At 61.7% G+C, this 19,841-nt stretch carries 20 protein-coding genes; 14 read left to right on the top strand and 6 right to left on the bottom strand.

Going from position 1 to position 19,841, the window contains the following annotated elements; translation table 11 throughout:
• Nucleotide 1: 1 nt before the first annotated feature.
• The 4 genes from BUB23_RS02680 to BUB23_RS02665 form a co-directional block, all read right to left on the bottom strand.
• Nucleotides 2-352, bottom strand: coding sequence for a VOC family protein (locus BUB23_RS02680; RefSeq protein WP_073101500.1), 351 nt, complete (start codon nucleotides 350-352; stop codon nucleotides 2-4).
• Between the two features lie 152 nt (nucleotides 353-504).
• Nucleotides 505-1,674: a YbfB/YjiJ family MFS transporter gene (locus BUB23_RS02675; protein ID WP_073101499.1), complete on the bottom strand. Its 1,170-nt coding sequence runs from the start codon at nucleotides 1,672-1,674 to the stop codon at nucleotides 505-507.
• On the bottom strand, nucleotides 1,671-2,249 hold the full coding sequence (locus BUB23_RS02670) for a TetR/AcrR family transcriptional regulator (protein ID WP_073101498.1): 579 nt from the start codon (nucleotides 2,247-2,249) through the stop codon (nucleotides 1,671-1,673). The genes BUB23_RS02675 and BUB23_RS02670 overlap by 4 nt, the downstream gene beginning before the upstream one ends.
• Nucleotides 2,250-2,389: 140 nt before the next feature.
• Nucleotides 2,390-3,157 carry an AraC family transcriptional regulator gene (locus tag BUB23_RS02665; protein ID WP_073101497.1) on the bottom strand — a complete coding sequence of 256 codons (768 nt, stop codon included), beginning with the start codon at nucleotides 3,155-3,157 and terminating at the stop codon, nucleotides 2,390-2,392.
• A gap of 114 nt (nucleotides 3,158-3,271) precedes the next feature.
• On the opposite strand from BUB23_RS02665, the gene BUB23_RS02660 reads away from it, so the two are divergent.
• Complete coding sequence (locus BUB23_RS02660; RefSeq protein WP_073101496.1) at nucleotides 3,272-4,480, top strand: MFS transporter; 1,209 nt, start codon at nucleotides 3,272-3,274, stop codon at nucleotides 4,478-4,480.
• 97 nt (nucleotides 4,481-4,577) lie between these two features.
• Nucleotides 4,578-4,916: a single-stranded DNA-binding protein gene (locus tag BUB23_RS02655; protein WP_073101495.1), complete on the top strand. Its 339-nt coding sequence runs from the start codon at nucleotides 4,578-4,580 to the stop codon at nucleotides 4,914-4,916.
• A gap of 21 nt (nucleotides 4,917-4,937) precedes the next feature.
• Here BUB23_RS02655 and BUB23_RS02650 read toward each other — a convergent pair whose 3' ends face one another.
• A complete protein-coding gene (locus BUB23_RS02650) occupies nucleotides 4,938-6,584 on the bottom strand; it encodes a thiamine pyrophosphate-dependent enzyme (RefSeq protein ID WP_073101655.1) in 1,647 nt (548 codons plus the stop codon).
• Nucleotides 6,585-6,808: 224 nt separating this feature from the next.
• Here BUB23_RS02650 and BUB23_RS02645 point away from each other — a divergent pair, with 224 nt between their 5' ends.
• Nucleotides 6,809-7,750 (top strand): LysR family transcriptional regulator, encoded by a 942-nt coding sequence (locus BUB23_RS02645; RefSeq protein ID WP_073101494.1) that lies wholly within the window; start codon nucleotides 6,809-6,811, stop codon nucleotides 7,748-7,750.
• Between the two features lie 193 nt (nucleotides 7,751-7,943).
• On the opposite strand, the gene BUB23_RS02640 is transcribed toward BUB23_RS02645, so the two are convergent.
• The gene (locus BUB23_RS02640) at nucleotides 7,944-8,786 is read right to left on the bottom strand and encodes an IclR family transcriptional regulator (RefSeq protein WP_073101493.1); all 843 of its coding nucleotides are present in this window, start codon (nucleotides 8,784-8,786) and stop codon (nucleotides 7,944-7,946) included.
• Between the two features lie 295 nt (nucleotides 8,787-9,081).
• On the opposite strand from BUB23_RS02640, the gene BUB23_RS02635 reads away from it, so the two are divergent.
• From BUB23_RS02635 to BUB23_RS02585, 11 genes are all read left to right on the top strand, one after another.
• Nucleotides 9,082-9,390, top strand: coding sequence for an ABC transporter permease subunit (locus tag BUB23_RS02635; RefSeq protein ID WP_073101492.1), 309 nt, complete (start codon nucleotides 9,082-9,084; stop codon nucleotides 9,388-9,390).
• Nucleotides 9,391-9,403: 13 nt separating this feature from the next.
• Nucleotides 9,404-10,150, top strand: a complete 747-nt coding sequence (locus BUB23_RS02630; RefSeq protein WP_073101491.1) for an SDR family oxidoreductase — start codon at nucleotides 9,404-9,406, stop codon at nucleotides 10,148-10,150.
• Between the two features lie 26 nt (nucleotides 10,151-10,176).
• Nucleotides 10,177-11,034 (top strand): fumarylacetoacetate hydrolase family protein, encoded by an 858-nt coding sequence (locus BUB23_RS02625; RefSeq protein WP_073101490.1) that lies wholly within the window; start codon nucleotides 10,177-10,179, stop codon nucleotides 11,032-11,034.
• Nucleotides 11,035-11,094: 60 nt separating this feature from the next.
• Nucleotides 11,095-12,075, top strand: coding sequence for a tripartite tricarboxylate transporter substrate binding protein (locus BUB23_RS02620; protein WP_073101489.1), 981 nt, complete (start codon nucleotides 11,095-11,097; stop codon nucleotides 12,073-12,075).
• Nucleotides 12,076-12,162: 87 nt separating this feature from the next.
• The gene (locus BUB23_RS02615) at nucleotides 12,163-12,636 is read left to right on the top strand and encodes a tripartite tricarboxylate transporter TctB family protein (RefSeq protein ID WP_073101488.1); all 474 of its coding nucleotides are present in this window, start codon (nucleotides 12,163-12,165) and stop codon (nucleotides 12,634-12,636) included.
• 4 nt (nucleotides 12,637-12,640) lie between these two features.
• Nucleotides 12,641-14,149, top strand: coding sequence for a tripartite tricarboxylate transporter permease (locus BUB23_RS02610; RefSeq protein WP_073101487.1), 1,509 nt, complete (start codon nucleotides 12,641-12,643; stop codon nucleotides 14,147-14,149).
• Nucleotides 14,146-14,901 carry an SDR family NAD(P)-dependent oxidoreductase gene (locus BUB23_RS02605; RefSeq protein WP_073101486.1) on the top strand — a complete coding sequence of 252 codons (756 nt, stop codon included), beginning with the start codon at nucleotides 14,146-14,148 and terminating at the stop codon, nucleotides 14,899-14,901. The genes BUB23_RS02610 and BUB23_RS02605 overlap by 4 nt, the downstream gene beginning before the upstream one ends.
• Nucleotides 14,902-14,948: 47 nt before the next feature.
• Entirely contained in the window at nucleotides 14,949-15,506 is a 558-nt protein-coding gene (locus BUB23_RS02600; RefSeq protein WP_245801137.1) for a TRAP transporter small permease, read from the top strand.
• A 102-nt stretch (nucleotides 15,507-15,608) separates the two neighbouring features.
• The gene (locus BUB23_RS02595; RefSeq protein ID WP_073101485.1) at nucleotides 15,609-16,889 is read left to right on the top strand and encodes a TRAP transporter large permease subunit; all 1,281 of its coding nucleotides are present in this window, start codon (nucleotides 15,609-15,611) and stop codon (nucleotides 16,887-16,889) included.
• A gap of 23 nt (nucleotides 16,890-16,912) precedes the next feature.
• Nucleotides 16,913-17,956 (top strand): TRAP transporter substrate-binding protein, encoded by a 1,044-nt coding sequence (locus tag BUB23_RS02590; RefSeq protein WP_073101484.1) that lies wholly within the window; start codon nucleotides 16,913-16,915, stop codon nucleotides 17,954-17,956.
• Between the two features lie 45 nt (nucleotides 17,957-18,001).
• Nucleotides 18,002-19,786: an IlvD/Edd family dehydratase gene (locus BUB23_RS02585; RefSeq protein ID WP_073101483.1), complete on the top strand. Its 1,785-nt coding sequence runs from the start codon at nucleotides 18,002-18,004 to the stop codon at nucleotides 19,784-19,786.
• The last annotated feature ends 55 nt before the right edge of the window (nucleotides 19,787-19,841 follow it).

Below are 19,841 nucleotides of genomic sequence, written 5' to 3'. Positions count from 1 at the left end.
CTCAGGCGTCCAGCAGGGCCAGCTGGTTGCCGCTGGGATCCTTGATGTACATGACTCGTTCCGTGGCCGAGCGCCGGGCGCAGACCGGAAAGTAACCCGCGGCGGTCAGGCGCTCGAAGATGGCGTCAAAAGACTGGGTCTTGATCGCCAGATAGTCCGCCCTGACCGTGTCCTCGACGCTGTCGACCGGCGTCAGCGCAATATTGGCATTGCCCAGGGAGAACCTGATCTTGTGGTCGTGATCCGTGTTTATCTCGCACAGGCCTATGACCTTCCGGTAGAAAGCCCGCACGTCTTCGGCATGGTCTCTCAGGAAGGGAATCTGGACATAATCAAGAAAAAACGAGGGCATAAACGCTTTGCTGAAGCAAAGAACCCAATTTAACTGGCTTTCCCCATCGATCAAAATACATTTTTATATTCTCGTTATTCGACTTAGGGGTGGTCTGGCCGCGCCCATGCGGCGGCGCGCGGTCGCCGGCGGGCACGAGGGCGATATGCATTTCAAGGCGCGACTGGCTGCGCGGCCTTGTGCCGCAGTGATTCCTGCTGCAAGGCCAGCAGCGCGGCCAGAAACAACACCGCGGCCGAGGCGGCCAGCCCGCTCGACAGCGAGCCGGTCAGGTCGCTGATCCAGCCGCAGGCCACCGGCCCGATGGTTTGGCCGATGGCGAACAGGCTGGTTGCCACCGCCAGGGCGCCGCCCCAGGCCGGCGCGGGCAAATTGGCCTTGACGAAGCCGGTGACGGCCGAAGGCACCATGAATACGCTGCCGCCGACCAGCATGGCGGAAAGCCAGATGCCGGCCAGGTTGGGAAGCAGCAAGGGCAGCGCGGCGCCCAGCGCCAGCACGAGCAGGGCCAGGCCCATGGGGCGGCCGTCGCGGCGCCCGCTGAACAGGCGCCGCCAAAGCAGCGGCGCCGCCAGCGTCATGGCTCCCAGGATGATCCACATGACGCTGGTGGCGGCCGCCAGATGCGCCGATTCGCCGATATGGCGGTTCACCCAGGCGATCATGAAGGTCATGTAGGCGATGTAGCCCAGGCCAAAAAAGAAATACGCGATGAATTCGGCTGCGCAATGCCGCCATGGCCAGCTTGCCTGCGTGCCCGGGACGGACGGCTCGGCAATGGCGCGCGCGGCAAGCGCGGCGGCGATGGCCAGGGGAACGCAGATGGCGCCGATCGCCAGCCACGCCACTGGCCACGCCGCGGCCCCGGTGAGGCTGAACAGCCATGGCAGCGCGGCGCCGCTCAGCAGCATGCCGATGCCGCCGCCGCTAAAGAAAATCACGATGGCGCGCGCGCCCAGCACGCCGGACAGCACGCCGCCGCAAATAAACGTCCCCGCGGCGCCCAGGCCCGCCAGGAAGCGGAACAGGGTCAGCCACTGGAAATCATGCGTCATGCCGTTGGCCAGCAAGGACAGCGTGGTCAGGGCTATGCCCCAGACAAATAGCGCCCGATTGCCCAGCCTGGCGACAAAATAGATAGCCAGTACGGCGCCCAGCAGGTAGCCCAGGGAATTGGCGGTATTCAGCCAGCCCGCCTGGGCGTAATTCAAATGCAGATCGGTTTTCATGGCCGGCAGGATGAGCGCATAGCCAAAGCGGGCAAAGCCCACCGAGACGGCCGCCCCGCCCGATAGCGCCCAGGGCGCGAGGGCGGCCTTCATGCCTGCGCCGCCGCGATCAATGCCGCGGCGGCAAGGCGCGCCGCGCGCGCCGGCTGGCCGCTGCGCATGACCTGGGCCGCGGCGACGGCGCCATCCCACAGCAGCTGGCACTGCAGGCCGAACAGTGCCGGATCGCGCCAATGCGCCTCGCGGGCCACCTGTTCGAATTGAAGAGTCATCCAGCGCTTGTGCAGCGCCGCCAGCGTCGCGCCGGGATGGGCGGGATTGGCCAGTTCGACCGTGGCGTTGATGAAGGCGCAACCGCGGAAATCCTTGGCGCCGATGATGCTGGCCAGGTAATCGAAGGCCGCCAGGATTTTATTGCCGGCGGTTCGCGGCCTGCGCATCGCGGCCAGCAGGCCCGCCTGCCTTTGCTCCATTCTTTGCTGCAGCACGGCGCTCACGATGTCGTCCTTGGACTTGAAATGATGGTAGAGCGTCATGCGCGCAATGTCGCTGCCGGCGATGATTTCGTTGATGCCGACGTTATTGATGCCTTTCTGGTAGAAAAGGGCGGATGCGCAGGACAGGATGCGCTCGCGCGCGGAGGGCGCCGATTCGGTGGGGCGGGCCATGATGCAAATGCTTCCCTGTGGGGCCGGTGCGCCGGAGCGCCAGCCCGACGCCAATGCTATATAGACCGATCAGTATATTTATCGGCTGTGCCGGCGTCAAGCGGCAACCGCCCGGTTCTAGCCCTGGCGCGGGCCTGGCCTCAGATCGAGGCCTTGCGCGCATACAGGCTCGGCGCGGCGCCCATCGATTTCTTGAACATGGTGGAAAAGGAGGAGGGGCTTTCGTACCCCATGTCCAGCGCGATGCCGGTTATGCTCTCGCCCAGCGACAAGCGCGACAGGGCGACGAAAACACAGGCCTGCTGGCGCCATGCGATGAAGGTCATGCCTGTATTGGCCAGGAAGCGGCGGTAGAACGTCCGCGTGCTGATATGCAATTGCCCGGCCCATTCGGCTGGCGTGGACATCTGCGTCGGCGCGTCGAAGAAGGCGTGGCAGAGTTGCGCTAGCTGCGCATCGCGCGGCATGGGCAGGTGCAGGGGAACGGCAGGCTGGATGCGGGCCTCCTGCAGCAGCATCTTCATCAATGACTCGTCGCGCGAGTCTTGCTGGTAGAGCAGGGGCACCTTTATGGCGGCGCTGATCAATTCCCTCAGCAAGGGCGGCACTTCGATCACCTGGCACTCAGACGGAGGGCGCATGAATGCGCCGCTCTGGAAATACAAGCTGTGCGTTTTTACCTTTATCGTGCGCAGCTGATGCGGCATGCCGGCGGGAATCCAGATCGCGAAGCCGGGTGGAACGACCCATGTGCCGGACTGCGTTTCCAGCCGCACGATGCCGGCGACGGCGTACAGCAGTTGCACGCGCCGGTGAGTATGCGTGGCGACGACATGCCCGTCGGGGTAGATCGACTCCAGGGCGATGACGTCTCTATCGGTTTTTTCCAGCTGGTCGATTTTTCTCATTACAGCCGTGGCCGAAATTCAATGATGGTTGTCTCATATTATAAAGCCAGTCACGCCGGTATTCTTTATATTTGAAGCACCACATCACGCCGCAAGGCCGACGAGAGCTTCGAAATGAATGGAACAGCAGCGCCCGCCTTGAAAGCATCCCGAACTTCCGGCGTCGCCTATGGCGTGCTGGGCGCCATCAGCGTGGCGCACCTGCTCAATGACATGATGCAGTCCGTCCTGCTGGCGATCTATCCGGTCTTGAAGGGCAGCTTCGATCTGAGCTTCGCGCAGGTGGGCGTGATTACGCTGGCCTTCCAGTTTTCGTCTTCGCTGCTGCAGCCCCTGATCGGCCATTTCACCGACAAGCGTCCCAAGCCATATTCCCTGCCGGTGGGGATGGGCTTTACCCTGCTGGGCCTGCTCCTGTTGTCGCAGGCCTGGAATTTTCCCAGCGTGGTCGTCGCGGCATCGCTGATAGGCATGGGCTCTTCGGTGTTCCACCCCGAGTCCTCGCGCGTGGCGCGCATGGCCTCGGCCGGCCAGCACGGCTTGGCGCAATCCATCTTCCAGGTGGGCGGAAATCTCGGCTCGTCGCTCGGCCCTCTGCTGGCGGCCCTGATCATCGTGCCCTTCGGGCAAGGCAGCGTCGCCTGGTTCTCCCTGGCGGCCTTGCTTGCCATGCTCATCCTGTTCCAGGTCAGCCGCTGGTATTCATACCACCTCAACAGCGTGCGCGGGCGCTCCACGCTGGCCAAGACAGACACGGGGCTGACGCGCCGGCAGGTCGTGCGCGCGCTGGCGATATTGCTGGTCCTGGTTTTCTCCAAGTATTTTTACCTTGCGGGCCTCAACAGCTATCTGACCTTCTACCTGATGCACCGCTTCGGCGTGTCCATACAGGACGCGCAGTATTGCCTGTTTGTCTTTTTGTTCGCCGTAGCCCTGGGCACTATCGTGGGCGGCCCCGTCGGCGACCGCATTGGCCGCAAGCGCGTGATCCTGGGCTCCATCCTGGGCGCGGCGCCGTTCGCCCTGATGCTGCCCTACGCCAATCTGTTCTGGACCATCGCTCTGGTTTTTGTCATCGGCATCGTGATCGCGTCGGCGTTCTCCGCCATATTGGTCTATGCCCAGGAACTGGCGCCCGGCAAGACCGGCACGATATCCGGCCTGTTCTTCGGCCTGGCGTTCGGCATGGCCGGCATAGGCGCGGCGGCGCTGGGCGCGCTGGCCGACGCGACCAGCATCGAATTCGTGTATCACGTTTGCGCATTCCTGCCCTTGCTGGGCATCGCGGCCTTCCTGCTGCCGAATCCCAGGCACGCCAGGTAGCGGCCCGGCCGCGGCGCGTGAGCGAAAATGCCCCCATAATAGGCGCTGCCGGCGGATACCGCCGGTTCGATTGGCTATTGATGGATGGGAACGACAAATGATAGACGCTCTGATAGCGGGCCGGCTTTACGGCGCGCCCAGGCAAGGCACCGGGAAGACGGGCGACACCTACACCACCGCGAAGGTGAAGGTGCTGGCCGGCAACGGCGACACGCTTTTATGCAGCGTGATTGCTTTCGACGACAAGGCGCAGGCCGCCTTGCTGGCCATGGATGACGGCGATTCGGTGGCCTTGTCGGGCAGCCTCACGCCCAAGGTGTACCAGGACAAGGCGGGCGATTATCGGCCCACCCTGGATCTGGTGTGCCATGCCGTGCTGACGCCTTATCACGTCCAGCGCAAGCGCCAGGCGGTCAGCGGCAATGACTGCGGCTGAGATCCGCCGGCGGCGCAGGGTCTAGGCCTTTGGTGCCGTTTGCGCAGGCAGGACCGACGCGAGGTCGCTGCGTACTTCGATGAAAAAGGGTTCGCTTGCGGCTATCCCCTGTTCAATGGCTGACTCGATTTGCGCGTCGTTTTCGACCAGCACCGCCTTCATGCCGAAGGCCAGGGCCAGGGCATGGAAATCCGGATTGAAAAGCGAGGTTCCGCTGACCCGCCCGGGATAGCATTGTTCCTGGTTGATCCGGATCGATGCATAGCAGGCGTTGTTCGAAAGTATGAACAGGACAGGCAGCTTGCGCTGGACGGCGGCGATCATTTCGTTGCCGGTCATGAGAAAGCCGCCGTCCCCGACCATGCATATCGTTTTGCTGTTGGCCATGCGCAGGGCGCTGGCAATGGCTGCCGGCGTGCCGTAGCCCATGGCCCCCGACAGCGGGGCCATCAGGCGCTGCCGGCCGGCAAAGGGGAAATGCCTGTACACCGGCGCGGCGAATGTGCCGGCATCCAGGCAGATGATGGCATCTTCGGGGGCATGCTCCGAAACGCTGCGGACGACTTTGCTGAAGTCGACCCCGCCGCGAGTCGTATTCGAGGGCCATTTCACATGCGCCGCATGGATTTGACGCAGCCGCTGCAGCCAGGCGGCGCGCGATTCTTGAATATCGCCGGCGCCGGGCAACAGCGCTTGTACAAGTTCCCGCGGCTCGCACACCAGGCCGAAATCCGCAACGTAATGCAGGCCTACTATATGGTCGTCGGGATAGCAATGCAGCAGCGTCTGAGAGGGGCGCGGCAGTTGCGGAAAAGTATAGCCCTGCGTTGGAATGTCGCCCAGCCGGGTCCCCAGCGCGAGGATGAAATCGCTTTCCGCGAATGCATCGATTTGCGCCTTCGAATTCGCCAACCCTAATTCTCCGACGTATAGCGGGTGCGTGCCGGGAAAGACATCATGGCGCCGAAAGGAGACCGCCACCGGAAGCTGCCATGCTTGGGCGAATATATGGAGCGCCTCCCGGCCCCCGGGCTTTTCAAACATGCCGCCGGCGATGACCAGGGGACGGCTGGCCTGGCGTAATCTGTCGCGTATTTCGTCCAGCGTATGTTCATTCGGCAGCGTCTGGACGGCGGGAGTATTCTTCCAGGCAGGCTGGTCGGTCTCCTGCTGTTGAATGTCTTCCGGCACCACCAGCACGACAGGTCCAGGGGTCCCGCTGGCTGCAATGCGTATTGCCTTGAAAGCCGCTGCGGCGAGCTGCTCGGGGTCGGTCGGTTCACTGACCCATTTGGCGATGGCGCCGAACATTTTCTGGTAGTCGATTTCCTGGAAGGCTTCGCGGCGCAGATCCCGCTTAGGGATCTGGCCGATCACCACTATCAGCGGGACGGCGTCCTGTTGCGCGGTATGTATGGCGATCGCGGCGTTGCTGGCCCCCGGCCCGCGGCTGACCATCACGACGCCGGGGCGGCCCGTCAGGCGGCCGTCCGCGACGGCCATGTATCCCGCGCCGCCTTCGTGGCGGCAGACTACCGTATCGATGCCGGGAAAGTCGACCAGCGCATCGAGGATGCCCAGGTAGCTTTCCCCGGGAACCAGGAAGACGCGGTCGATGGCGTTGGCGGCAAAAATATTCAATAGCGCGTGGGCGGATGTTCTTTTCATTGAGATGCTTTTCAGTTGGATGGGCGGCGGAATCACTGTTCCCTGCCTTATTCTGGGCGAGCGCCAGGGCGCCGACAATGGCCGCCCGAGCATATCAGCTATACTTTCTTTCAAGTTTTTCCAGGACCTGGGCTTGGGAATGCCTTCATGTCCAAGGCGAGAAGCAACCATAAAAACGTCCGGAAGAAGGGAGTCAAAACAATGCTGACCGGAGAGCGAACGCGGTGGACCTGAAGCGCCTGGAGTACTTTCTTTTGGTTGCGGACCATGGCAGCTTTTCGCGCGCATCAAGTGTCATCGGCATAGCCCAGCCCGCCCTGGGACGGCAAGTGCAGCGGCTGGAAGAGATATGCGGGGCGAAGCTGCTTTATCGTCATGGGCGCGGGGTCTCGCTCACCCCCGAGGGGCAGGTTTTTGCAGACCGGATTCGGCCACTGGTCGCCGAACTGGCATCGGCCACAGAAGGCCTGAGCGCAGGCGAACGTCCCTTGAGCGGCGTCGTGACTATCGGCATGACGCCGACCGTCATGTCCCTGATGGGTTTGCCTTTGCTGCAAAGGCTCAGGGAGCTCGCGCCAGGCGTAAAGCTCAACTTCCTGACCGGATACAGCGGCTACGTCCACGAATGGCTCGTCGACGGCCGGCTCGACATAGCCATATTGCACGATGCAAGACGCTCGCAGCATATTGCGGTGGACTTTCTCGCGAGCGCCCGCCTCTTTCTCGTATCCCATCCCGGACAGGCGCAGAAAGCCGGGATAATGCGCCGGCAAAGCCTTTCCGTTCGTAGTCTCGCCGGACTGCCTCTTGCCCTGCCCAGCCGCACGCACGGATTGCGGCGAACGCTGGAGGCCGCGGCGACCAAGCTCCAGATCGCGCTCGACATCGAATATGAACTCGATACGCTTACTTTGCTGAAAGACGTCGCGCTTGCGGGTATCGCGCACACGGTGCTCGCGCTGCCGGCGGTGCTAGCCGAGGTCAAGAGCGGAGCGCTCAAGGCCACCGCGCTGACCGGCCCGCAAGTGGAGACTCGGTTGATGGTCGCCACATCGCTGAATCGGCCATTGACGCAGGCGGGGAGGGCTGTTCTGGATGAAATTCGTCCTGTGCTGATCGACTCGATAAAACTCGCCTCGATTCCTCTTTACATCCAAGTGGCATAGATTCCACCTGGCGCGCTGTCTATCCCGCAGGCCGGAGATAGAGCAACTTGGCATGGCTGATACAAGCCCGACGCTATGGAACTACGGATGGCTACAAGCGGATAATCCAGCCACCTGGCCATCGCATGCGACCTTGTGCTGGCCGCCGCCACATTCCTTCTCGCATGGACGGCCTGGCGGCGTCTGCCTGCGCTTAGTCCCCGTCGCCGTCCTCGCTCCACTGGGGATCGAAGCCTACGCGCGTCGATAATCGGGCGCAGATGTTCGCCATGATTTCCTTGATCTGTTCGATGTCGGGGCGCGGGGTGCCGTCGATGCGGGCGATGTGGGGGATATTGATCGCCGCCACGACGCGGCCGCCGATGCCGCGTATCGGGAAGGCGATATTGGTCACGCCCTGGATCTGGATGCTGGGCATGGATGCATAGCCCTTGGCGCGCACTTCCTTGAGCAGGGCGAACAACTGGCCGGGGTCCATATAGAGTTCGCCCTCGACCCGGATATGGCTGCTGAGCATGCGGGTGCGCTCGACCTCGTCCTGGTAGGCCAGCAGCACGTGGCCCGACGAGGTATCGGTCAGCCCCATCACGACGCCCATTTTCAAGCCGAAGGACCAGCGCTCGGGGCCGTCCACTTGCGCGATGACGACCACGCGGCCATTCTGGAAAATCGACAGATGGCAGGATTGCCGCGAGCGTTCCGCCAGTTCGTGCAGCAGTGGCAGGGCCGCGCCCACCAGGGACTTGATGGGCTGCTGGCGATGCGCCAGCCGGAACATCTTCAGCTTCAGGGTGTAGCGGTCGTTCTGGTCCGCCTGGATGTAGCCGCGGCGCTGCAGGGTCACGGTCATTCGGAATATCTCATTCACATTGCGTCCCAGCGCCTGGCACAGCTCATTGAGGGTGTAGCCTTCGGTGCTTTCGCTGAGCGCTTCCAGGATATCCAGCCCTTTTTCCAGCGCGGGCGCCGCATAGCGTATGCCTTTTTTCTCGGGCGCCTGGATCGGGTCCAGGATTTCGTCGGGCGTGGTGCTCATATGTGTATGTGTTCCAAATAGATTTCATATAAGAAATGTATTTTTATATACAAAAAACAATAACAGGATAATCTCCTTCGAATTCTATGCGCATTTATCGGAAATTCGTCATACGAAAGGGAAATCCCTAATGAAAAACCTGGATGTATTGGTTGATCGGCGCTAGCTAGTGGCTTAGGATAGCCGGGTAGTTAAAAAAAACCGATTTCATAAATGAAATGAAAAGAGAGACATCCATCATCCCAGCCGCGCCGCGCAAGCCCGCAAGACCCGCGCTTCGCTCCGCAGGAATCGAATGAATTACGAATTCGATTTTGACAGTGCGCTGGCCCACCGGCCCATGTTCCTGGACGGCGCCTGGATGACTTTGCAGATGCCGTTCCGGGCGACCCTGGCGGGCTTTGTCATCGGCGTCCTGTGCGCCGTGGCGCGCAGCGGCGGGCCGCCGTGGCTGCGCAGGGTGGCAGGCGCCTATGCCGAAGCCATCCGCAATACGCCATTGTTGATGCCAAGCCATTCCGGAAAACGTCCCGAGCGCCGGAAAATGACCGGGGCGATACAGAACCAGCGCGGCGCATGGGGCGCCGCGCCTTGCGACTATTGAATTGGAGTAGACAATGGCAGGTCGTTTGGCAGGAAAAACCGCAGTCGTCACCGCGGCGGGGCAGGGCATAGGCCGGGCCACCGCCGAGGCATTCATTGCGCAAGGCGCGCAAGTGATCGCGGCCGACATCAACGAGCACTCGCTGGCCAGCCTGCAAGGCTGCCAGGCGCGGCGCCTGGATGTGACCAAGCCGGCCGAGATCGCCGCCCTGGCCAGCGAACTGGGCAGCATAGACATCCTGTTCAATTGCGCCGGCTATGTGCACGACGGCAGCATCCTGGACTGCGATCTCGATGCCTGGAATTTTTCCATGGATCTGAACGTCACGGCCATGTACCACATGATCAAGGCTTTCCTGCCCGGCATGCTGCAACGCAAGCAGGGCTCCATCATCAACATGTCTTCGGCGGCCTCCAGCATCAAGGGCGTGCCCAATCGTTTCGTCTATGGCACGAGCAAGGCCGCCGTGATCGGCTTGAGCAAGGCGGTGGCGGCCGATTTCGTGTCGCAGGGCATACGCTGCAACGCGATTTGCCCCGGCACGGTCGAGTCGCCTTCGCTCAGGGGACGGATCGCGTCGCAAGCCAGCAAGTATGGCAAGACGGAACAGGAAATACAGGCGGCCTTCGTGGCCCGCCAGCCCATAGGCCGCGTCGGCAAGCCGCAGGAGATCGCCGCCCTGGCCGTTTACCTGGCGTCGGACGAATCATCTTTCACCACCGGCACGACACATATTATTGATGGCGGCTGGTCCAACTAGCCGCCGAATTTGAAAGGAAGGAAGTCATGAAATTATTACGTTACGGACCCGTTGGAAGCGAAAAGCCAGGATGCCTGGATGCGCAGGGCAAGCTGCGGGACCTCTCGGGCAAGCTGCCCGACATCACCGCGCAGACCCTGGACCCGGCGCAGCTGAAAAGCTTGCAGGCCATCGATGTTGCCAGCTTGCCGCTGGTCGAGAATCCCGGCCGCATCGGCACGCCCTATTCGGGGATAGGCAAATTCATCTGCATAGGGCTCAACTATAGCGACCACGCCGCGGAAACCGGCGCCGAAGTGCCCAAAGAACCTATCCTGTTCAATAAATGGTCGGTGCCCACGGGGCCCAACGATCCGGTCGTGATACCCAAGGGTTCGCTGAAAACCGACTGGGAAGTCGAGCTGGGCGTGGTGATAGGCTCCAAGGCGCGCTATGTCAGCCTGGACGAGGCGCTGAAGCACGTGGCCGGCTATTGCGTCGTCAACGACGTCTCCGAGCGCGAATACCAGATCGAGCGCGGCGGCACCTGGGACAAGGGCAAGGGCTGCGACACCTTCGGCCCCGTGGGCCCCTGGCTGGTCACCGCGGACGAAGTCGCCGACCCGCAAAACCTTGCGATGTGGCTCGAGGTGAACGGCAAGCGCTTCCAGGACGGCAGCACCAAAACCATGATTTTCGACGTGGCTTATCTGGTTCACTACATCAGCCAGTTCACCACGCTTTACCCCGGCGACTTGATCTCCACGGGCACGCCGCCGGGCGTCGGGCTGGGGCAGAAGCCGCCGCTCTACCTGAAGGCCGGGGACGTCATGCGCCTGGGCATAGAAGGCCTGGGCGAGCAAGAGCAGAAGGTCCACGCCTGGGACGCGAGTTTGCTGGACTAGCGCTACAAAAAGACAAAAACAACCTGCATCTTTTTTTATGAAAGACCGGAGAGAGACAAAATGACAAATAGATTCCTGCTCAAATCAGCATTGGCCCTCGCAGCGGGCCTGATCGTCGGAACGGCGCAGGCCGCCTGGCCCGAAAGGCCGATCACCATGATAGTGCCGTGGGGCGCTGGCGGCGGGACCGACGCCACGGCCCGCATCATCGCCGCGGAGCTGGAAAAGCAACTGGGCCAGCCCGTGAACGTGGTGAACCGCACGGGCGGCAATGGCGTGGTCGGCCACTCTGCCATCGCCAAGGCCAAGCCGGACGGCTACACCCTGGGCATGCTTACCGTCGAGATCGCCATGATGAAACGGCAGGGGCTGACCAAATTGGCCCCCGCCGACTACACGCCCCTGGCGCTGATGAATGTGGATCCCGCCGCGGTGTCGGTCAGTTCCACCGCGCCCTATAAAACCATGGCCGAGCTGGTGGAGGCCATCAAAGCCAATCCGGGCAAGCTGAAAGCGTCCGGAACCGGGCAGGGGGGCATCTGGCATATCGCGATGGCCGGCCTGCTCAAGAATATCAAGCTGGATCCCAAGGACGTGCCTTTCATCCCCTCGAATGGCGCCGCGCCCGCCATGCTGGAACTGGCGGCCGGCGGCATAGAAATCGTGCCGACTTCGCTGCCGGAAGCGCGCTCCATGATCGAGGCCGGCAAGGCCAAGCCCCTGGCGGTCATGTCGGCCCAGCGCGAGCCTATGTATCCCGATGTGCCGACCCTGCAGGAGTCGATAGGCAGCGACTGGACGATAGGCGTATGGCGCGGCATTGCCGGGCCCAAGAACCTGCCCGCCGACGTGACCCAGAAGCTGGTGGCCGCGCTCAAGAACGTCAATGAAAGCAAGGAATTCAAGGACTTCATGAAGTCGCGCGGCTTCGGCGTCGGGTATGCCGGGGGAGCGGATTACGGCGCTTTCATGCAGAAGTCGGAACACGACCTTGGCGAGGTCATTGCCGCCATAGGCATGGCGCGCGAACCTGCCCAGTAATCCGCCCGGCAATTTTCCGTAGACATTTCCGATGAAGGGGCCGGCAGCGCTGCAGGGCCGGCGCCCTCATCTTTTCTGTGAGCGACGATGAAAATCAATGACGCCCTCATCGGCTTGATACTCGGCATTTTTTCCATTCTTGTCTTCTTGATGGCCCAGACTTTTCCGGTCATTCCCGGCCAGAACTTCGGCGCGAGCCTGTTTCCCACGATCATTGGCATCGGGATGCTGCTGTGCTCCCTGTTGCTGATCGTCCACGGCATCAAGAACCGGAAGACCGATGCGCCCATGGCGATGCCCGCCTGGCTGCGCAACAGGGCATCCGTCCTGCGCTTCCTGCTGATCCCCGCCACATTGGTGTTCTATTTCGAAGCCGCGGATTTTCTCGGCTTCCTGATAGCCGCCAGCCTGCTGCTGCTGGTGCTGTTCCTGGCCTTCAAAGTGCGCTGGCCCATAGCGATCGCCGTGGCCGTGATAGGCGCGCTGGTCATTCATTTCATGTTCTACAGCGTGCTCATGGTGCCTTTGCCATGGGGCTTGCTTGAACCGGTTGCGTGGTGATGCGATGGAATTGACAAATATCCTGGCGGCCTTCCAGCAAGTCTTCGACCCCTTCGTCCTGGGCGTCATTCTCATAGCGGCCATATTCGGCCTGTTCGTCGGGGCGGTGCCGGGGCTGAGCGCCACCATGGCCGTGGCGCTATTGGTGCCCATCACCTTTTTCATGGATCCCGTGCCGGCCATCGCGATGATGGTCACGGCAACGGCCATGGCGATCACGTCCGGCGACATCCCGGGCTGCCTGCTGCGCATTCCGGGCACCCCTTCTTCGGCGGCATATACCGACGAAGCCTTTTCGATGACCAAGAAGGGGCAGGCCGATATCGCGCTTGGAGCCAGCATTATTTTCTCGTTCGTGGGGGGATTGTTCGGCACCGTGGTGCTGATAGTCGCCGCCCCGGTGCTGGCGGACATCGCGCTCAGTTTTTCCTCGTACGAATTTTTCTGGCTGGTCGTGCTGGGCCTGTCCTGCGCCATCTTCATTTCGCCCGCCAGCACCTTGAAAGGCTTCGTGTCGCTGTTCATAGGCCTGCTGCTGGCCTGCGTGGGCATGAACAATCCGGCGGCCTTTCCGCGCTTCACTTTCGGCAACGAAGCGCTGCTCAATGGCGTTACCCTGCTGCCCATGATGGTGGGCATGTTCGCCATATCCGAAGTGCTGCGCTATGCCACGGATTCCGAGCAGAAGCGGGTGGAAATCAAGACCAGCGTGGGCAACATCTTCACCGGCATGTGGAGGCTGACGCGCAAATATCCCAAATCGATATTGCGCGGATGCGTATTGGGCACGGCGGTGGGGGCGTTGCCGGGCGCCGGCGCCGATATCGCGGCCTGGATGTCCTATGGCGTGAGCAAGAAGTTTTCCAAGGAGCCGGAAAAGTTCGGCACCGGCCATGTGGAAGGCATCGTGGAAGCGGGCGCCGCCAACAATTCGGCCCTGGCCGGCGCCTGGATTCCGGCGCTGGTATTCGGGATACCCGGCGATTCCATTACCGCTATTGTCATCGGCGTGCTGTACATGAAGAACATGGCGCCCGGCCCGATGATCTTCACCAACAGCCCGGTCGAGATGTATTCGATTTTCATCGTGTTCATCCTGGCCAACATCATCATGCTGCCTCTGGGCTATCTGGCCGTCAAGGCGGCCAAGAAAGTCCTGAACGTGCCCAGGAACATCCTGATGCCGCTGATACTGATATTTTGCATCGTAGGCGTGTTCGCCATCGACAACAGTATTTTCGATGTGGTCGTCATGCTGTGCGTGGGCCTGCTTGCCTACCTGATGGAAGAGAACGAATTCCCGATCGCGCCGGCGGTGCTGGGCGTGGTCCTGGGCGGCATGCTCGAAGAGAACTTCGTCTTTTCGATGATCAAGGCGGATGGCGATTTCATGATGTTCTTCAGCCGGCCGATAGCCTGCGGCCTGGGGATTTTCGCCATCCTGATTTGGGTCATGCCCTTGTTGAAAGGGCTTTATAAAACGGTTGCGGGCTCGCGGAGGGCGGTGGCATGAATGATTTGCAAGACAAGGTGGTTCTGGTGACGGGCGCCTCCACAGGCATAGGCGCGGCGGTCGCGCAGGAATTCGGCAGGCGGGGCGCCAGCGTCGTGGTCCATTACTTTTCCTCGCGCGATGCCGCGAATTCGGTGGCCGGTCAGATCGACGCTACCGGGCAGCGCGTGCTGGCCGTGCAGGGCGACCTGCGCCACACCCGCGACTGCGAGGCCCTGGTCGCGGAAACCGTCAAGAAATTCGGCCGCATCGATGTCCTCGTCAATAATGCCGGCGCCCTGGTCAAGCGCGTGCCCGTCACCGACATGACGGACGAGATATTCGAGGACGTGGTGAATCTGAATGTCCGTTCGGTGCTGATGTGCACCCGGTACGCCGTGCCCCACATGCCGCAGGGGGCGTCGATAATCAACCTGACCAGTGTCGCCGCGCGCAGCGGCGGCGGCCCGGGCTCCAGCCTGTACGCGGGGTCCAAAGGCTTCGTGAGCACGATCACCAAGGGGCTGGCGAAAGAACTCATCCCCAGGCGGATACGGGTCAATGCCGTGGCGCCCGGCGTCATCACCACGCCATTCCACGAAAAATTCACCACCGCGCAACAACTGGAGGCAATGATGGCGTCCATACCGATGGGGCGCCTGGGCACCGCCCAGGAATGCGTGGGCGCCTTCCTGTATCTGGCCTCCAATGCGCTGTCGGGCTATGTCACCGGCCAGATCATTGAAGTCAACGGCGGCCAGTACATGCCCTGACGATGTGCCGCGGTCTCATTCTATAAGCAAACCTATCGGGAACCTCGATGCTGGAAAATGACAAGAACAAGATGACGCGCAGTGTGGGAAAAGGGGCCGATCTGCTGTTCAGGCTGCTTACGGTGGTCATGGCCCTGAGCCTGCTGCTGATGCTGGTCCTGGTGTTCGGCAATGTGGTGATGCGCTATGCCTTCAATTCGGGCATCATGATTTCCGAAGAAGTGGCGCGCATGACCTTCGTCTGGCTGATTTTCATCGGCTCCGTCCTGGCCTTTCGCAGCAAGCAGCACCTGGCGGTGAATATGCTGGTGTCGCGGCTGCCGGCCAAGTGGCAGAAGATCATACATGTGATACGCCAGTTGTTCATCCTGGCGATACTCTGGCTGCTAATAGACGGCGGATGGGCGCAGACCGTGATAGGCATGAGCACGGTGACGCCGGTCGCGGGCGTGCCCATCGCGATTTTCAGCGCGGCTGTCTGGTTTTGCGCCAGCGCAATGGCCTTGATGATAGTCGCCGATTTGTTCGTGGCCATAAGGGCGCCGGCGACGACGGAAAACATCCCCAAGTTCCAGACATCCTATGACTATATCGAAGATGTCTGAGCCCGGCATGGCCCGGCCATCTTTCCATGCGTCACATGCCCGCTGTCGCGCCGGCGCGGAACTATCCGCCGGCGCGAATCAACCAATAAGAAATAGAGTGTCATGACAGTATTAATCTTTGTAGGCGTCCTGCTGGGCTTCATGGCTTTCGGCGTGCCCATCGCATTCGCCTTGCTGCTGAGCGCCATAGCGCTGATGTTCCACCTGTCTTTCTTCGACGCGCAGATCCTCGCCCAGAACATGCTCACCGGCGCGGACAGCTTCGCCTTGATGGCCGTTCCGCTGTTCATGCTCGCGGGCGAGGCCATGAATGCCGGCGGCATGTCGCGCAGAATGGTATTCCTGGCCAGCACCTTTGTCGGGCATATCAAGGGGGGCCTGGGCTATGTGGCCATCATGGCCAGCATCCTGCTGGCCGCGCTTTCCGGCTCGGCCGTTGCCGACGCCGCCGCCCTGGCCTCCATGCTGGTTCCCATGCTGCGCAGCCGCGGCTATGACATGAACCAGGCTACGGGGCTGATCGCCGCGGGCGGCATTATTGCGCCTATCATTCCGCCGTCGATTTCCTTCATCATTTTCGGGGTGGCGGCCAATGTATCCGTGACCAGGCTTTTCATCGCGGGCATCGTGCCGGGCCTGCTGATGGGGCTGACCCTGGTGCTGGTCTGGGCCTTTATTTCGGCCAAGTCCAAAACCATCCAGTCGTCTCCCAAGGAGCCCTGGCCCATCCGCGCGAAAGCCATGAAAGAGGCCGGCTGGGCCTTGCTGCTGCCCATCATCATTATTGGCGGCCTGCGCGGCGGCATCTTTACCCCCACCGAAGCCGCCGCGGTCGCCGCCGTCTACGCGCTGTTCGTGGGCATGGTGGTCTACAAAGAGATCACGATCAAAAGCCTGTACCCCCTGCTGGTCAATGCGGCGATGACGACCGCGGTCGTCATGTTCCTGGTCGCCGCGGCCCTGGTCACGTCTTATATGATCACCTTGGCGGATTTGCCGCAATCGCTGATCGAAATGCTGGGCCCGCTGGTGGACTCGCCCATGCTGCTGATGTTCGCGATCGTTATCCTGCTCACCCTGGTGGGCACCGCGATGGACTTGACGCCCACCATCCTGATCCTGGCCCCGGTGCTGATGCCGGTCATCAAGAAGGCCGACATAGACCCTACCTATTTCGGCGTCATTTTCATCATGGTCGGCTGCACGGGCTTGCTGACGCCGCCGGTGGGCACGGTTCTTAATGTGGTCTGCGGCGTGGCGAAAATCAGGATGGAAGACATCATCAAGGGTGTCTGGCCATATGTTGTGGCGTATACGGGACTGATAGCATTGCTGGTGATATTTCCAGAAATAGTATTGGCTCCGATGCGCTGGTTTTATTAATAACGATATAAAGGTAGAGACAAATGTCTGTTTTGCTCAAGAAAAAGTTCAATCTCAAGAATATCGTCGTCGGCTTGACCGCGGCCGCCGCCCTGGGGCTTGCGTCGCACAGTGCGCTGGCCAAGGATGTCAAGACGCGCATCGTGCGTTTCGGCTATGGCCTGGCGGACGACAGTCCCGCCGGCCAGGCGACGCGCTATTTCGCCGACGAGGTCAAGCGCCTGAGCGACGGGAAAATAAACGTCAAGACCTATGGCAACGGCGCCCTGGGCTCGGACGAACAGATGCAGAATGCCCTGATAGGCGGTTCGCAGGAAATGACTTTCGTCTCGACGGCGCCGCTGGCGGGCATGGTCAAGGAATTCGGCGTTTTCGATCTGCCTTTCCTGTTCGACAACGACAAGGTCGCCGACTACGTGCTGGATGGCCCTGAAGGCAAGAAGCTGCTCGACAGCCTGACCGGCAAGGGCCTGATCGGCCTGGTGTACTGGGAAAACGGCTTCAGGAATATCACCAACTCGCGCCATGAGATTTCCAAGGCCGGGGATATCAAGGGCATCAAGCTGCGCGTCATGCAGAACCAGGTCGCCCTGAGCGTATTCAATGGCCTGGGCGCGAACGCCATCCCCATGCCTTTCACCGAGCTGTTCACCGCGCTCGAAACCAAGACGATAGACGGCCAGGAAAATCCGCTGAGCACGATACAAACCAGCAAGTTCTATGAAGTGCAGCCTTACCTGACCATCTCGAATCACGTATACACTCCCTTTGTGCTCCTGGCCTCCAAGAAGTGGTGGGACGGCTTGTCCGGCGACGAGAAAGGCATCATCCAGACCGCGGCCGCCGATGCGCAGCAGTTCCAGCGCAAGACCAGCCGCGATGCGGCCATTTCATCCCTGGCCTACCTCAAGGACAAGGGCCTGAAGGTATCCGAATTCTCCACCGCCGAAAAGGAGAAGATCCGGGACGCCCTCGCGCCCATACTGGCGGATCTCACGGTCAAGATCGGCGAGCCGACCGTAACCGCGATTCTGGCCGAGGCCAAGAAAGGCCAGGACCAGAAATAGCCGCCGCATCAGTTTTCATACGCATACCTCAAGGGGAATCCAGCCATGGCCATATCAGACAACAAACCGCTACGCAGTCGCCGCTGGTTCGATAATCCGTCAGACCCGGGAATGACGGCTTTGTATCTCGAACGCTATATGAACTTCGGCATCACGCGTGAAGAATTGCAATCGGGCAAGCCCATCATCGGGATAGCCCAGACCGGGTCAGACCTGTCCCCATGCAATCGCCATCATATCGACCTGGCTACGCGGGTGCGCGACGGGATACGCGACATGGGAGGCATCCCCCTGGAGTTTCCCGTGCATCCCATTCAGGAGACCGGCAAGCGTCCCACCGCCGCCCTGGACCGGAACCTGGCGTACCTGGGCCTGGTGGAGATACTGCACGGCTATCCCCTGGACGGCGTGGTGCTGACCACGGGCTGCGACAAGACGACGCCGGCCTGCCTGATGGCGGCGGCCACGGTCAACATTCCGGCCATCGTGCTGTCGGGCGGCCCTATGCTGGACGGGTGGTGGAAGGGCAAGCTGGCGGGTTCGGGAACGGTGGTCTGGGATGCGCGCAAGCGTTTCTCGGCCGGTGAAATCGGCTATGACGAGTTCATGAACAATGTGGCGTCCTCCGCGCCGTCGGTGGGGCACTGCAATACCATGGGCACGGCCTTGTCCATGAATTCGCTGGCCGAAGCGCTGGGGATGTCCTTGCCGGGTTGCGCCGCCATTCCGGGCCCGTACCGCGAACGCGGCTGGATGGCGTATGAGACCGGCCGCCGGATCGTCGGCATGGTCCATGAAAACCTGCGTCCGTCCGACGTCATGACCAAGGCCGCTTTTGAAAACGCGGTGGTCGCGGCGGCGGCGCTTGGCGCTTCTTCGAACTGTCCCATCCATATGATCGCCATCGCGCGCCACATGGGCGTCGATCACACCCTGGACGACTGGCAGCGCCTGGGCCCGCAGATACCTTTGCTGGTGGATTGCCAGCCGGCCGGGCGCTACCTGGGCGAAGCCTTCCATCGCGCGGGCGGCGTGCCGGCGGTCATGAAGGAATTGCTCGAGGCCGGGAAAATCGATGGCAGCGCGCTGACGGTAACCGGCAAGTCCGTCGAAGAGAACCTGCGGGACGTGGCCGAACCGGACCGCGACGTCATCCGCGCCTACCAGACGCCCCTGCGGCTGGCGGCCGGCTACGTCGTCCTCAGCGGAAATCTGTTCGAAAGCGCGGTGATGAAAACCAGCGTGATCGACGCCAAGTTCAGGGAACGCTTCCTGTCGGACCCCGAGCATCCCAATGTGGTCGACCTGAAGGCCGTGGTTTTCGAGGGACCCGAGGACTACCATGAGCGCATTGAAAGCCCCGGCCTCGGCGTGGACGAAAAGACCTTGCTGGTGATCCGCAACTGTGGCCCGGTGGGTTATCCGGGCGGGGCGGAAGTGGTCAACATGCAGCCGCCGGCGTCCCTGCTTGCCAAAGGCGTGGACACCTTGCCCACCATGGGCGACGGGCGCCAGAGCGGCACGTCGGCAAGCCCGTCCATCCTGAATGTCACGCCGGAATCGGTGATAGGCGGCGGCCTGGCCCTGGTGGAGACCGGCGACCTGATACGGATAGACCTGAACAACTGCAAGGTGGATTTGCTGATATCGGACGACGAGCTCGCGCGGCGCAAGGCGGCATGGGTCCAGCCCGTGCTGCTCAACCAGACGCCCTGGGAGGAGATCTCGCGCAGCATGGTGGGGCAGCACGGCACAGGCGCCTGCCTGGAGCCCGCGACGCTGTATCTGAACATCATCGAGCAGCGCGGCGAAGCCAGGAATAACCACTGATGCGGCGGTCCGGGCCGGCGGCGCATGCCCCCGGCCCGGACGGGTGTGCTATTTC

It is taken from the genome of Pollutimonas bauzanensis (assembly GCF_900129885.1).
In the GTDB taxonomy this organism is placed as follows: Bacteria; Pseudomonadota; Gammaproteobacteria; order Burkholderiales; family Burkholderiaceae_B; genus Pollutimonas; species Pollutimonas bauzanensis.
Note: the sequence above shows the minus strand (reverse complement) of the source record. Positions and strands in the feature narration are given on the sequence as shown.

Coding starts and splice junctions, on each gene's coding strand:
- BUB23_RS02590 (WP_073101484.1), top strand. CDS start 16,913: ATGTCTGTTTTGCTCAAGAAAAAGTTCAATCTCAAGAATATCGTCGTC.
- BUB23_RS02610 (WP_073101487.1), top strand. CDS start 12,641: ATGGAATTGACAAATATCCTGGCGGCCTTCCAGCAAGTCTTCGACCCC.
- BUB23_RS02650 (WP_073101655.1), bottom strand. CDS start 6,584: ATGAAAAGAACATCCGCCCACGCGCTATTGAATATTTTTGCCGCCAAC.
- BUB23_RS02605 (WP_073101486.1), top strand. CDS start 14,146: ATGAATGATTTGCAAGACAAGGTGGTTCTGGTGACGGGCGCCTCCACA.
- BUB23_RS02660 (WP_073101496.1), top strand. CDS start 3,272: ATGAATGGAACAGCAGCGCCCGCCTTGAAAGCATCCCGAACTTCCGGC.
- BUB23_RS02675 (WP_073101499.1), bottom strand. CDS start 1,674: ATGAAGGCCGCCCTCGCGCCCTGGGCGCTATCGGGCGGGGCGGCCGTC.
- BUB23_RS02665 (WP_073101497.1), bottom strand. CDS start 3,157: ATGAGAAAAATCGACCAGCTGGAAAAAACCGATAGAGACGTCATCGCC.
- BUB23_RS02680 (WP_073101500.1), bottom strand. CDS start 352: ATGCCCTCGTTTTTTCTTGATTATGTCCAGATTCCCTTCCTGAGAGAC.
- BUB23_RS02640 (WP_073101493.1), bottom strand. CDS start 8,786: ATGAGCACCACGCCCGACGAAATCCTGGACCCGATCCAGGCGCCCGAG.
- BUB23_RS02635 (WP_073101492.1), top strand. CDS start 9,082: ATGAATTACGAATTCGATTTTGACAGTGCGCTGGCCCACCGGCCCATG.
- BUB23_RS02595 (WP_073101485.1), top strand. CDS start 15,609: ATGACAGTATTAATCTTTGTAGGCGTCCTGCTGGGCTTCATGGCTTTC.
- BUB23_RS02625 (WP_073101490.1), top strand. CDS start 10,177: ATGAAATTATTACGTTACGGACCCGTTGGAAGCGAAAAGCCAGGATGC.
- BUB23_RS02600 (WP_245801137.1), top strand. CDS start 14,949: ATGCTGGAAAATGACAAGAACAAGATGACGCGCAGTGTGGGAAAAGGG.
- BUB23_RS02585 (WP_073101483.1), top strand. CDS start 18,002: ATGGCCATATCAGACAACAAACCGCTACGCAGTCGCCGCTGGTTCGAT.
- BUB23_RS02670 (WP_073101498.1), bottom strand. CDS start 2,249: ATGGCCCGCCCCACCGAATCGGCGCCCTCCGCGCGCGAGCGCATCCTG.
- BUB23_RS02630 (WP_073101491.1), top strand. CDS start 9,404: ATGGCAGGTCGTTTGGCAGGAAAAACCGCAGTCGTCACCGCGGCGGGG.
- BUB23_RS02615 (WP_073101488.1), top strand. CDS start 12,163: ATGAAAATCAATGACGCCCTCATCGGCTTGATACTCGGCATTTTTTCC.
- BUB23_RS02655 (WP_073101495.1), top strand. CDS start 4,578: ATGATAGACGCTCTGATAGCGGGCCGGCTTTACGGCGCGCCCAGGCAA.
- BUB23_RS02620 (WP_073101489.1), top strand. CDS start 11,095: ATGACAAATAGATTCCTGCTCAAATCAGCATTGGCCCTCGCAGCGGGC.